Source organism: Fulvimarina manganoxydans, assembly GCF_900176465.1.
Classification (GTDB): Bacteria; Pseudomonadota; Alphaproteobacteria; order Rhizobiales; family Rhizobiaceae; genus Fulvimarina; species Fulvimarina manganoxydans.
Window position 1 is genome coordinate 26,972 of the sequence record NZ_FWXR01000025.1, and the last position, 13,482, is coordinate 40,453.

The following is a 13,482-nucleotide window of genomic DNA, read 5'->3' on the forward strand; positions in this document are numbered from 1 at the left end:
CCACGGCCGCACGCCTCTCTACATCGATCCCCGACCAAGATGTCGATCGATCACGCCTTTGGCCTCCAGGGGCGCCGTCCAGCCGATGACACTGTCGGTGACACCGACGAAACGATGCTGGGCGAATTGCCGCGCCAACCCTCGACGAGCGTCCGTCAAGCGTTCGGTAAATCCAAGAAGCGCGTCGACATAGGCCTCAGGTGCATGAACAGTCTCGAGCCGCCTGCGTCCGGAAAACCCTCGATCGTCGAAAACGGTGCGGTCGCCGAGGAGCGCGGTGAGATAGGAATCGAGAAGCCCGGCTTCTTCTTTGGGATGAGCCTTCAAAACGGTCTCGTCCGGCAACTGCGCAAACCAACCGATATCCGAGACCACCGAGGGCACCCCTGCATTGAATATGCGGAGCTGCGATCCCGAGGCCTCGCCAATCGTCGGAAATCGAAGATTGAAGACGAGGTCTGCTGATGCCAACGCCTCGTCAAGTTCGGCCTCTGGCACGAAACCCTTGAGGGTGACGATCTCCTGCAGACCGCGATCGGCGATCCAACCGCGAACCATCGGCTCGTCCCAAATCGGCCCGTAAATATCGAAGCGGAACAGGTCGCGATCGGGTTGACGCGCCAGCGCGTCGAGCACGGAATCGATGCGGCGATGAATGCCGAGATAGCCAAACTGCACGAGGCGGATCGGACCGTCGCGCTCGACCCGCCGCTGCAGCGGACCGGCTTCATAGGGAAGTTCGACCTGAAGCGCGGGAAGCTCGTTCCGCTCGACCTCCTCGCGGACCAGTTGCGTATGGCAGACGGCGCCAAACGCATTGACGAGTGCCGGCGAGAGAAGTGGGAACGGTTTCATCGCCTCTCCCGGTTCGAGGCCGGTCAGAACCTTGTGGGCGACCTCGATTGCCGGTGCGCCATGGACGCGTTCCAACTCACGCAGATAGATCGGTCTGCGGTCGTGACGCTCCAGCCAGTAATGGAAAAAAAGACCATGCAGGTCGGCTTCGTGGAGAATGACGATACCCGGCACCATCCAGGCCATTTCCTGGATCGGCCAGTGAAAGCCGCCGTGATTGCCGAGATTGTAGAAGATCGCGTCGGCCCGATTGAGCGCGGCATAATCCTCTGGCGTCCTTTCGAAGCGCCTTATTTCGACACCGGCAAGGTCCGGCGGAACGGGGTTTTCAGTCGCAGTCCATATCGTCACTCGTGCCTTGCCGGCAAAAGCCGGCAAGGTTCGATTGGTGAAGTGGCCGATATCGGTGCGATCGGGCGGCAGGGGCGAGACCCAATGGATCGTCTTCATGAGAAATGCGTCTTCAGCGCTTCGATGGCGCCAGCCCGGGCCGGCAGGCTGATGCGCCGAACTCCGAGATGATGCAGCCAACCACGCCCCTTCTGTTCGAACTCGACGGTCAGGATCGCGGCGGGCGAACCAGCCGGAAGTCCGATCGGCAAGACGAGCGGGCGCTTTGCGCCGGCGGGAACGATCACGGGCAGGTCGATGGTGAAGCTTTCCCGGCGACCATCCGGCTCCAACGCGTTGATGCTGAGGACGATGTCCGCACCGCTCCAGTCCCGATGGCCCTGATTGTCGAGCGAAAGCGTGACCATCTCGCCATCTGCACTCTCGACGCGGATCTGGCCACGGAAGGCGAAGGGATCGCCCAGATAGAGCGAACCACCGTCATTGCGCCGTCGAGATCCGGTCTTCGTACCGGCCCAGAAGATGTTCTGCCCCCGAAGATCGAGCGGAAAATCGTCCTTTTCGAGGTCGGCCAGCATGGGCGTAAAGGGGTCGATCTCCTTGCGATAGACGTCGCGGGTTTGGAGAAGGTCCGTTTCGAAACCGGTGATCTGTCCCAGAAACTCGACCTCGTGCGGCGTGTATTCGCGGTTATGGCGTCCATAGACGCCGTGATAGGGAACGAAGACACCGAAGGAATAAGGCGCGCCGCCGCGATGGGCGAGTGCCAGGGAGCGATAGGAGACGATGTTCGGCGTCGTCACCACGAAGCGCCCGCCTGGCCGCAGCACGCGAGCCGCTTCCTCGAACATATGGGCCGGATTGAGCGCCAGATGTTCCAAAACCTCCATCGCCAGGACGAGATCAAAGCTTTCGTCGGGAAAGGGAAGCCGCTCGGTTTCCAGATTGGCGGAACGCGCTTCGACAATGAGATCGTCCCCGCCGCGCATCGAGGGAAAACGCTCGCGGCCATCAGCTTCGGCCTCAACGATCGAGGCAAAGCTCGAGCCTTCGCGCGTCAGCTGGATCAGACCGAGAAAGGCATGGGGGCGCCCGCCGCCAAGATCGAGAACCCGCAAGTCGCGCTCTTCGGGCACATATTGCAGGGTCTGGAGATAGCGCAGCCAGTGACCGTCGAGATAGCGACGCACTTCGAGACTGGCATGGTCGCCCATGGCAAAGGAATCGAGCACCGTGTCGATCGTCCGCGCTTCGGCAGGCAAGCCTTCGACGATCTCGGTCTCCTTTACCGCAAGACGTTCGGCATAAGCGGCGACACGGCTGAGATCGAAGGCGGCGGAGGGCGGCGGCGTGCGAAGTGGTGCTGCATCGCGCGGCGGCGGAAGATGCGCCGTGTCGTCCGCGAGAAGGCGTTCGAGCACCGGCTCCCAACCGATATCCATCGCGAAATAGCGCTCGCGCGCGGCTTCACCGAGCCGTCCGCGCAGAGACCGGTCCTCATAGAGCCGGTCGAGTTCCCGGGCGAGCGCCTCGGCCGTCGGCTCGACGACGAGGCCTTCGACCTCATGACGAATGAACTCCAGCGGACCGCCGGAATCAAATGTCGTGAGCACCGCCTTTGCGGCGAGCATCGCCTCCAATGTCACATAGCCGTAGTCCTCGTCGATCGGAACGAAGGCGACGGCCTGGGCTCCGGCATAAAGCTCGGAGAGCTCTTCGACAGGTAGCCCTTGATACCATTCGACCCGCTCGGACAGGCCATGCTCCGCCACGAAAGCGTGGAGCTCAGCCTCATAGCGAGGAACATCTGGCTTGCCGACGAAGATCAGGCGAACCGGCGTGCGCGTCAGAGCGAGCGCTTCGAGCACCAGCTTCTGACGCTTTGCCGGACCGATCCGGCTCGGCACGAGCACATAGCCTTTGTCCGCGCCGGGCTTCAGATAATCGGAGAGCGGGGGCGGGTGATAGATCGGCGTCGATTCGATCCCGATGAAGCGGCGCATGCGCTCGGAGACATTGGCCGAGATCGTGTAGACGGGCCTGCCCTCGAAGGCGCGCGTATCGGCATCCTCGATGGCGGCCTTCACCATGGCGCCTTCCGGCTGTGTCAAGAGGTCGCTCGTGCCGTCCTCCCACATATCGTAGGCCTGACGATGCTGGTGGAGCACCCAAAACCGCTTGCGCGCATGGCGGGCGAGATAGGCGGGAAACTTCAATCCGATCGCGAGATCGATATGAAGACCGCCCAATTCGTCGATATCGACGAGGCTGCCCGCCAAGAGAGTGTCGAGGAGCTTCGACGCCGGATTCCAGTTGTGCGGGACCGACACGATCTCCGCCTCATGGCCGGCCATCTGGAGCTGACGCTGAAGACCTTCCGCCAGAAGCTCGGCACCGCCTCTGACGAAAGGAACCTGCGCGTTGAGAAGAGCGATACGCATGGGTCAGACCGCTCCCTGGCCGTCGGCCTCGAAACGCTCCAGCGGACGACGGGCGAAGAAGCCGTAATCCTGATAGCCGAACAGAAGATAGGCGAAATCACCGGGCATCGTCTCCATCGCCTCCTTGAGCCGCGGATGGGGATGAAGCGGCCTGACGATGCGCTGATCGAAACCGACGGTTTCGGCCAGAACGTCCAGAAGACCGCTCGGGACCGGCTTCTGATGGGTCGGGTCCATGTGGAAAGTGGAGGCCCCGACAGTGAGCGTCTCGGGGTTGGGCGTCTCGACGATCAGCTTGCCACCCGGTTTCAGGATACGCCGAATCTCCAGCATCCACTCCGCCAGGGTTTCAAAGGGAAGATGCTCGACGATGTGGAAAGCCGTGACGGCCATGTAGCGCGCCTCCGGCTCGCCCCGCATGAAGGCGAGCGCGTCGCCTTCTCGAACGGCGAGACCATGATCGCGAGCCTCGGCAAGCTGACCGGCATTGGTGTCGAGGCCGAGCCCGTCGATCTCACGATCGCGCAACAGCTTCAGCCATTCCCCCCGTCCGCAACCAAGATCGAGGACAGGACCGCTGGTCAAAGAGTCGGCATTGAGGGCGTCGAGTTCGCTCAGATAGATCGCCTGACGGGAGGCGATGTCTTCGGTCGTCCCGCGATACCGGTTCTCGAACGCGACGTAGAAATCGTCGAGAAGGCTCTTCACGCGAGGCGCGATCGAAGCAGGCGTCATCGCGGGCGCAGCGGGGATCGCCTCGTTCGGGTTGCGAAGCATGATCCGCTCGACGAGGTCGACATTGCTGGCCAGTGCGGCGATCCTGGCGTCCTGACGTACCCGCGCATGGTCGCCCCGCGCCAAATCGGCCGACGATCTCTGGGAAAGGGCGGTCTGCTGGACGCCGATTTGGCGAAGCCCCTCTTCCAGGCGCCGCACCTTTTCGCGAAGCTCGTCGGTCTGGCGCTGGGCATCATCGCGTCCGGTATCGGTCTCACGGCGCATATCGTCGACGGTATGGCGCAGACCGTCCGTCTTCCTGTGCGCGTCATCCAAGTCCCGACGAAGGTCGTCTATCCGGCGATCGAGATGGTCCAAACGCGCTTTGTTGCCATGGACGAGACCGCGCGTTCTGTTGAGGCGTAGAATCGAAAGGCCGTAACGAAACAACGGTCCGGTGATGCGGCTGCGGGACAACGCGCCGTGCAAGCCCGTACGCTGCTGTGATCGGTTGTCGTCTTCTGGCGGCATGTGGGCGCTCCTTCGGATATGCACATGGCCGAAACGCGGAACCGCGGGTCCCTGTCAGCCAATGGGGATACGGCCCTTCGAAAGGCCGCCTCGCACAAACGTTATTCCGGGGTATCAAGGACTTGGCCTGAGACGAGCTGACCTGCCCGCTCGATGACGTCGAGCGTCGTCGGATTGCCCACGTGAACATCGGCATGTTTCGCAGCGCTCACCAACCACGCCACGAAACGATCGCGGTCCAGGCTGCCGGATTCGATCGCAGCCTCGGCGAGCGAAGCGAATGCGTAGGCATAGCCGAGGCTCGTCGCGGCGACATCCTCTTCCATCGCCCGCTTCGTGGCCTGCATTTCGTTTCTAAGATCTGAGATCAGCTCCCAGACCGTCTCGATCGGCGGCTGCATGTCGGACATCGGACTTTCAAACTCTTCGGAGCCTTGCTCCCATTGACGGTTGGTTCTCGTTACGCGGCAAGGCGTCGTCCCGATAGAGGCGGCGTTCGGAAAATCGGCCCTGCGTGTCCTCGGCGTGACCCTCTAGCTCGTATCGATGACGATCGTCGCCATTCAATGGCGGAAAATCCAACGACTAGCCAGAAAGGTCAGCGGCACGGTGAAAAGGATGGCGAAAGGGGTCGCGAAGACCGCGGGCAGCGCAAGCATCTCGACCCAGAAGGCAACAAGGGCGAGACCAAGACCAAACTGAACGAGATACATCAGAGGAAACAGGGCTTGGCGCCAGGACCGCGAGCGGCTTTTGAAAACGATGCCGCGATTGAGGGCGAAGGAGATGCCGATCCCGCAAACGAAGGCGATGCTGTAGGCCAGAGCGTAGCCGAGCGGTGCCAAAAGCAGGAGATAGATACCGTAGGTCAGCCCCGTATTGACGATGCCTGCCCCAAGAAAACGGATCAGGGGTCCTCGGCCATCGGCATCTTGCCGAGCCATCGAAGGCCTCGGATTCATCCGATCCGCTTTATCTTGGCGGCGTCGCGAGAGCACGGAACTCGGCATAGCTGGTGATGTAGTCCGACCGGTTATAGGGCTCGGAGGCAAAGACCTGCAATATCGCATCTTCCGAATGGCCCCATTGCGTGCCCCAGTGAAGGACGGGCAGGTGCAGACCATGGGTTGGACCATCGAGCGTCACCGAGAAACGTTGACGACCATCGTCCACGAAAACCGAGACCCGGCCAGCCAGAACGACGAGGACCTGCTCGCATCGTCTATGGGCATGATTGCCGCGCGTTTCACCGCCCGGCACGCCATAGACCAGGAAAGAGCGCTTCGGGACGAAGGGCAGATCAGCCGCAAAATCGATGACCGCGAGGCTGCCGCGCTTTTCGGCAACCTCATGAAAGGACAGGAGGCGAGGATCACCCTCGGCGATCGCAGCTGCTGATCTTTGCGCGGGCGTATCTGTCCCCTCCTTGTCCGATGCAAAGCCGATAACCCTTGCCGGGTTGCCGACGGCGATCGCGTAAGGCGGCAAATCCTTCGTGACCACGGCCCCGGCCCCGACCATGGCCCGTTCGCCGACGTGGATGCCCGGCAGGATCGTCGCATTGGCGCCGATCGAGGCGCCATTTGCGACGCGGATCCTCGGAAAGCTCTCGGGCCAGGCTCGACTGCGCGGGAACGGATCGTTCGTGAAGCTCGCATTGGGCCCGACGAAGACGTCATCTCCGAGTTCCACGCCATCCCAAAGCTGGACCCCGCTCTTCACCGTCACCCGGCTTCCCAGACGGACATCATTCTCGATGAAGACATGGTCGCAAATATTGCAGTCGTCACCGATCCGCGCGCCGGGAAGGATATGGGCGAAAGCCCAGATACGCGTCCCCTCGCCGATCTCGGTGCTCTCGCACAGACCGTTCGGATGGACGAAGACGGACGGTTTGGCGTCACTCATGGGGAAGCGCCCTCCTCGGGCGCAGAGCCGGGAAAGCTCTTGATCGACATCGGGATGGCGATCGGTCGCTGTTTGGTATTCTCATAGGCCCGCCAGGCATAGGCCCCGACAATGCCCAGCCCGAGGAGATTCACCGAGCCAACGAAAGACGTCACGATGATGCTCATCGTATAGCCTGGCACATCGATGAAGCCGAGCAATCGGGCGAAGAATGCCGTCAGACCGATCGCACCGAGGACGAGGACGGCCGCCCCGCCAATTCCGATGAGAAGCCGTATCGGCAGATCGGTAAAGGCGAAGATCGAATCGAGGAGATAGTTGAGCTTTTTGGCGAAGGTCCAGGCCGAGCGCCCATGAAGGCGCTTGCGCCGCTTATAGGTGACCGTCGCACGGCGGAATCCGAGCCAGAAAATCTGTGCCACAAGCGAACTCTGCCGCTCCTCCATCGACAGGAGCGTGTCGCGGAAAATGCGATTGCAGGCGAAGACGTCGACACCGCCGGGCGGCATGTCCGGCACGACGAAGCGGCGATAGAGCCGCCAGAAGATCGCCGAGAGGGTTCTGTCGCGCCATGGGTCTTCACGCGCTTCGCGGGCACCGACGACCACGTCCACGTTCCCGCCTCGAAGCGTCTCGTCCATCTTAGTGACGAGTTCGGGCGGCTCCTGAAGATCGGCGGCCATAACCGCGAAACGATCGCCTTCGCCGGTCTCCAACCCGACACGGATCGCTGCGAAAGAGCCGAAATTGCGCGAGAGCAGGACGAGCTTTGCGGCGAAGGGCGCATCGGGCAAAAGGTCGCGAAGGCGTTCATAGGAACGGTCGGGACTGCCATCGACGACAAAGACGCATTCGAAACCCTCGGGGCATCGTGCCGCGATTCCCGCGATCGCCCGGACGAGATCCGGGATCGACCCCTCGTTTCGATAGACAGGGATGACGAGGGTCAGCACGATCAACGGGCTCCGGGTGAGGTCGTGGCCGCGATCGGCTGAATCTCGGCAAGGACCGACGCGGTCCTCGACAGGACATGCTCGACGTCCTCCTCCGCCATTCCAGGAAAGCAGGGAAGCGTCAGAACATCGCCGGAGGCCCTCTCGGTCTCGCCAAGCAGGACAGGCGTGAGATAATTGCGATTGGCCTTCTGCCAATGATCGGGCACGGGGTAATGCACATCCGTCCCGATGCCAGCCGCGCCAAGTGCGGCCTGGACGGCATTGCGCTCGCGCCCCCCGAGCCGGATCACCGCCAGATGAGCAACATCCGCCTGTTTCGCTTCGACTGTCGCCGGAAACCGGACCAGATCGGCAAGCCCATCCCGGTAGCGCGCGAGAATGGCCTGGCGCTCGGCGTTCCAGCGATCGAGATGCGGGAGTTTTTCGCGGAGGATCGCGGCCTGGAGCGTGTCCAATCGGCTGTTGCGCCCGCCGGCCTCGACCACGTGATATTTGTCGCCCCAGCCATATTGGCGAAGGCGTCGCACCCGAGCGACGAGCTCCGCGTCCGATCCGACCACCGCGCCACCGTCACCGATGGCGCCGAGATTCTTCGTCGGATAGAAACTGTAGCATCCGAGGCGCCCGAAGGTGCCGGCCCCCTGCCCCAGAAACCGCGCGCCATGGGCCTGGGCACAATCCTCGACGACCGGGATACCGGCTTCGTCGGCGAGCGCCAGAATGGCCGACATATCGGCCATGCGGCCGTATAGATGCGTGGCAATGATCGCCTTTGGCCGTGCTTCGAGCTTCGACAAGGCATCAGACAAGGACGCTGGCGACAAAGTGAGGCTTTGCGGATCGACATCCACATAAGCGGGCGCCGCCCCGATCGCATGGATTGCGGTCGATGCGTAATAGCCGGCATTGGCGACAGTCACGACCCCGTCGCCCGCTTTTACCCCGAGGGCCCGCAATGCGATTTCCAGCGCATCGGTCCCGTTACCGACGCCGACGCAGTCCCGAGCCCCGCAATAGGCGGCGAATTCGGCTTCGAACCGTTCGACCTCGTCGCCCAGCGCAAAGCGCTGGCTCGCGACGACCCGGTCGAAAGCCGGTCGCAGAAGCTCCGGCGTATTCACCGCTCTGGTGGAGAAGATCGGCACGGAAATCATTGGCCAGCCTTAGAGGATTTGGTCCCCATTTCTGCGACATAATCGCGCCAGGCGCTCGCGCCGACAGCCAGGAAGAGACGCTGGCCATCGCGTTCACCAGCGGCGACCTGCAAACCGATCAGCGCCTGCGTATCAGCAGAAAAGAGCGGGCCGCCTGAATAGCCTTGAACGATGTCGCCGGCTGCCGTCAGGGTCGTCCCCGAGCGCCCGACGATCGTGCAATCGGCGGCGACCGAGAGCTGGTAAGGCCGCTCGCGCGCAAAGCCGGCGGAGATGCAGGGCAGATCGGCTCCGCCGATATCCGCCGCGATCGACGCTGGGCGAATTGAAGCCGGTGCCGCATCCTTCAAAGTGAGGATCGCCCAATCTCGGTCGATCGATCTGAGCGGGTTCGCCGGATCGTAGGTTTGATCGATCCGAACATCCTCGGCGACGGTCGCGAAATCATACGAACCCCGATCATAGCCGAGTACGAAATGAACGGAAGACGGGGGCAGGAAACGCTTGGTGCGCTGATTATAGACGCAATGGGCTGCGGTCATCGCGATTTTCGGCGCGACGAGAACGCCCGTGCAGCGGCCATAGGCTTCCGTATTGACCTGACCAACCGCCTGGAAGGGTGGCGCATCGATATCCACGGGACGCCTGTCGGCTGCCGCCGCGCCAGACGCCGCCGCGCTTGCAAGCGCGACTACGACAGGAAGGCGTGTCAGCCACAGCCGCGCGGCATAAGGGAAGAGAGCAAGGGGCGCATGAACCATGACAGGTCCATACGCCAACATTGCGCGGCGAAAAAGATCGCCGTCCTCAGCGGGCGAAACGACCGCCCGCAGTCACGGCCGCCGGTCAGGCGAAGAAGATGCCGTCCTCGATGGCGGCACCCACCGCGGCGATATTCTCGGAGGAGGCCGAGAAATTGTCGAGCACGAACGCCCGATCATAGACGCCGGAATTCAAGGCGTTGACCCAGAAGGCCGTCCCTGCCGCTTCTCCGTCCCGGCCAAGGACATTTGTATAAAGGGCGTCGACGAAGCCTGTATTGCTCAGTCCACCGTAAAGCGCTTGTGCCTCATCCGAGCGCAAGAAAGCGGCGGCCAGAACCTCGGTCGATGTTCCGCCGTCGCGCTGGGCGATCCAGAACTCAAGCCCGGTCTGATCCGGTTCTCGGCCAAAGGCTGCCTGATAGAGTCGATAGCCGATCGCGGCCGACTCGTCCGGCGCGACATCGAGCCGATAGTAGGCTCCGCCCGCCAGATCGACCCGCTCGATCCGCGTAACCGTGTTGGAATAGCCCTCGCCAGTGACCTTGAAACTGCCATTGCCGAGCCCGTCGATCACGAGGCTGGTCTCGCTATAGACGATGCGATCGAACCCTGAACCGCCATCGAAATAATCGTATTGCGACCCGCCATCGAATCGATCGGCGCCGCTGGTGCCGGCCTCCAGATTTGCGGCCCCAATGGCTCCGACCGCATCTATATCGGCACCGACCGTGGAGCCCGATTTGTCGCCTTCATTGATGTCGTCGACGATACTGACGAAACGGAACGGCGTCGCCACCGAGACACCGGCGGCGGCAAGGAACGGGTCGATGTCGATCGAATCGGTCGACCCGTCGACCTTGCCGACCGATATCCAGTTGACACCGTCGGCGCTGATTTCGATGAACTGGTCTTCGACATCGGGACCGATCTCGAAGATGTGCAATTCGGGATCGCTGTTGCCGCTGGCCAGAAGGACATTGTCGTCGAAGGCGACGATCAGCCGACCACCGGCGCCGAGCGAGACATAGGTGCCCGCACTGGACGCGTCGGGAGCCCCAATCGCGCCTGCTGGCGTTTGATAGGTTGCGCTGGGAACATTGCCGCCAGAGAAGGCCGGATCATAGGCGATAACACGGTCGGCGAAGGACACATCACCCAAAGGAAAGGTGATGCCACCATATTTGGTTTCCATGATGGATACTCAAAAATGCAACGCCCCGAGACCCGAAGGCTTCGCATTGCACTCGCTCTGCGTCAAGCGTGGAGGGATCACTTCGTCGAAATCAGCGGCGATCGCTCCGGCTTGTCTCAGTCACTTCGAGCGTTGCCGTCCTTCCGCTTCGTCAGTGCGACTGGGGGACCAATTCGATCCAGTCGAAATAGGCCTTATAGGACGGCTGCGGCGAGGCGGCCTCGTCGATGAAGACCAGGCTGTTCTCTCCGTCCCGCAATAAAGTGCGCGGCACGTCGGCGTGCAGTTGCGTGCCTTCGAACTGCGCGGGGACCCGTGTCCCGTTCACCTCGACACCGAGGCGGTCCCGGACACCCGGACCACCCTCGCCTGGAATCTCGGCCGTCAAGCGATAGTCGGTCTCGGCCGGGGAAAGATCGAAGACGAAGCCCGCCCGGTAGCGGGTCTGCCAACTCGTCGAGCGGTGCGCGAATGGGGTAGCCGTCCACTCGACCGGCAGCCAGCCGAACCCGCGAACCGGCCATTCGAGATCCCACCAGGCGCCGAAATCCCAACGAAAGCGATCGCTTCGCTCGCCTTCGCCGATCCGTGGGAACATCCCGAAATCGAGAGGCCAAGCGCTCGGTCCGAGCACGGCATCGATGCGGTCCACCGTCGCTGCCTCTCTCGGCGGAAGGCTCTCCGACCGCCACTGTCGAATCAGCGCGGGAATGTCGGCTCCCAGTTGGCTCAGCGTCAGGACTCTCGTCTCGTCCTTCATGTGGACGCGAGGCCAACCGGTCAGGCCGCCTCGTTCGAACGGCAGGCTCGGGCGGAACACGTAAGCGTTTGCGCTCTCCCAACAGGTTCCGGGTCGGTTATAGGGGTCGAGAGCCGGCCACGCATGTTCCGGTTCGTAGCAGACATCGAGACGGCCTTCGAAATTGCGACCGTAAATATAGCTCAGCGCATAGAGAAATTGGCCGCCAAGCCCCCAGATCCCATTGATGGCCCCAGTCTGGTCGAGAAACACGATCGACTTTTCGCTCGGCTCTGGACCGATCTTGGCAACGGCGGCCGCGAGCACCCGTCGCTGATATTCGGCAAGCTGGGTGTAGTGATGAAATTGGAAGAGCTGGAAGACGAGCCCAGCGCCGAAGCTCGCAGCGAGCACGACCGTCAAGGCAGGCCTGAAACGGGTAACCGGCATGAGCACCGCAAGCCACACGAGCGCTGCCCCGATCGAGGCGAAGATGAAGGTTCGCTGGGCCGTCGCCACATGAAACGGAGAGGCGATGTAGGGCAGATATCCGCAAGCCAGCAAGACGAACCCGATCAGGGCGATCCGCAGCGCGCGGAAGCGATCGACCGGCACTTCCCGTGCCGGACCCGTCATCGGAGCAAGAAAAGCTCCGGCGCTTAATCGAAAGGACAAGAGAACGAGGGCGCAAAGGAGCGCTGTCGCGATCAGCGGATAGAGCGGATTGCGCAATGCTTCGACGGCCATGGAACCCGCGTCCCACCAGCCTTCGAAAAGCGCCCGAATGAAACCGACGGAGAAAATGAGCGGCAAGCGCTCGATCATTCCCTGAGCGGCGGAGCCGGGCGTGCCGATCACGGCATTCTGATAGGTTCCGCCATCGAGAAGCACGCTCGCGATATAAAGGGCGCAGAGAGCAAAACCCGTCACCCATGCAAGAGCGATGTCGAGCCCGCCCCTCAAACGCCGAATAGCGCGCCAACCATCTTCCGCAAAGGCGAGGCAGAACGGCAAAGGCGCCAGAAACAGCGCCGTCTCATACATCAGCCCGGACGTTACCACGAGCACGGGCAGGAGAAGGCAAAGGCCAAGGCGCGACAGCCCCTTTTGTCCTTCTGCCACCGGGAAAAGGGCGCCTGCCAAAAGGAGCAGCGCAAGACTCATCTCGATATGGAAGCTGCGAAACGGATATTGCAGCGTATCGGCGGGATAGAGCACCCCCATGGCGCCGAACCAGAGAGCCAAGGGCAGCGAACGTGTCAAGCGAAGGCCGATCGCAGCGAGCGCCGAACATTTGACGAAGAGGCTCGCGATCATCAGCCCATGCCAGGCGGAGAATCCGTCGGGTTCGAGAGTGAAGGCGAGCGCGTGGGGAAAGACCGTCAGTGGGCGCATACGGTGATGGGCGAGCGGTGTCGCCGCATCGGTGATGTACCAAACGCCCGAGCTCGCGAAATAGGTCAGAACCTGCCAAGCCTCGATCAGCGCCGACATTCGGAAGCCGAAGGGGAACCAGACGACGAGCAGAACGACAGCCATGAAGACGGCAATCATGGCGGCGGCGCCCGAGATTGGTGTCGATCCTTCTCGCTTCGTCATCCCGTTCGGTCCTTTCGCCCATTGCCCTCTCGACGCTTGGGTGGTCTTGGCAACGAGACCAGGGCTTTGGTGCGGCGCCATAGGCCGAGCACTGCATTTTCGCAATCGCGGCACGCTTGCAGACCCGACGCGCGCGCCCTTCGTATCGCCCGATCAAAGCGGAACGAACCACGCCAAACCTTGCGGGAGGCCATCGGATGGCCTAGCTCCCTGACGAAGTGACGGGCCCTCTCGCCAATGGCGGAAAAATGATGCAGGCTTGCCACAGATCGCAG

General features: G+C 62.3%; 11 protein-coding genes. All 11 read right to left on the reverse strand.

Translation table 11 applies throughout. The features are described from left to right. Positions 1–18: 18 nt before the first annotated feature. The 11 genes from B9A15_RS19590 to B9A15_RS19640 all read right to left on the reverse strand — a co-directional run bounded on the left by B9A15_RS19590 (position 19) and on the right by B9A15_RS19640 (position 13,207). A complete protein-coding gene (locus tag B9A15_RS19590; protein WP_084412229.1) occupies positions 19–1,305 on the reverse strand; it encodes a glycosyltransferase family protein in 1,287 nt (428 codons plus the stop codon). Further along, positions 1,302–3,647, reverse strand: coding sequence for a glycosyltransferase (locus tag B9A15_RS19595; protein ID WP_084412230.1), 2,346 nt, complete (start codon positions 3,645–3,647; stop codon positions 1,302–1,304). The genes B9A15_RS19590 and B9A15_RS19595 overlap by 4 nt, the downstream gene beginning before the upstream one ends. Positions 3,648–3,650: 3 nt before the next feature. Continuing rightward, on the reverse strand, positions 3,651–4,700 hold the full coding sequence (locus B9A15_RS19600) for a class I SAM-dependent methyltransferase (protein WP_170923373.1): 1,050 nt from the start codon (positions 4,698–4,700) through the stop codon (positions 3,651–3,653). 296 nt (positions 4,701–4,996) lie between these two features. After that, positions 4,997–5,305, reverse strand: a complete 309-nt coding sequence (locus B9A15_RS19605; protein ID WP_084412232.1) for a hypothetical protein — start codon at positions 5,303–5,305, stop codon at positions 4,997–4,999. Between the two features lie 153 nt (positions 5,306–5,458). Then, a complete protein-coding gene (locus tag B9A15_RS19610) occupies positions 5,459–5,839 on the reverse strand; it encodes a GtrA family protein (protein ID WP_170923374.1) in 381 nt (126 codons plus the stop codon). A 28-nt stretch (positions 5,840–5,867) separates the two neighbouring features. Continuing rightward, a complete protein-coding gene (locus tag B9A15_RS19615) occupies positions 5,868–6,803 on the reverse strand; it encodes a WxcM-like domain-containing protein (protein WP_084412234.1) in 936 nt (311 codons plus the stop codon). Next, entirely contained in the window at positions 6,800–7,756 is a 957-nt protein-coding gene (locus tag B9A15_RS19620) for a glycosyltransferase family 2 protein (protein WP_084412249.1), read from the reverse strand. The genes B9A15_RS19615 and B9A15_RS19620 overlap by 4 nt, the downstream gene beginning before the upstream one ends. Before the next feature lie 2 nt (positions 7,757–7,758). Further along, positions 7,759–8,913 carry a DegT/DnrJ/EryC1/StrS family aminotransferase gene (locus B9A15_RS19625; protein WP_084412235.1) on the reverse strand — a complete coding sequence of 385 codons (1,155 nt, stop codon included), beginning with the start codon at positions 8,911–8,913 and terminating at the stop codon, positions 7,759–7,761. Then, positions 8,910–9,674: a trypsin-like serine peptidase gene (locus B9A15_RS19630; protein WP_170923375.1), complete on the reverse strand. Its 765-nt coding sequence runs from the start codon at positions 9,672–9,674 to the stop codon at positions 8,910–8,912. Before B9A15_RS19630 ends, B9A15_RS19625 begins: the two co-directional genes overlap by 4 nt. 85 nt (positions 9,675–9,759) lie before the next feature. Next, a complete protein-coding gene (locus B9A15_RS19635; RefSeq protein ID WP_084412237.1) occupies positions 9,760–10,869 on the reverse strand; it encodes a DUF4214 domain-containing protein in 1,110 nt (369 codons plus the stop codon). 151 nt (positions 10,870–11,020) lie between these two features. Then, complete coding sequence (locus B9A15_RS19640; RefSeq protein WP_084412238.1) at positions 11,021–13,207, reverse strand: hypothetical protein; 2,187 nt, start codon at positions 13,205–13,207, stop codon at positions 11,021–11,023. Between the last annotated feature and the right edge of the window lie 275 nt (positions 13,208–13,482).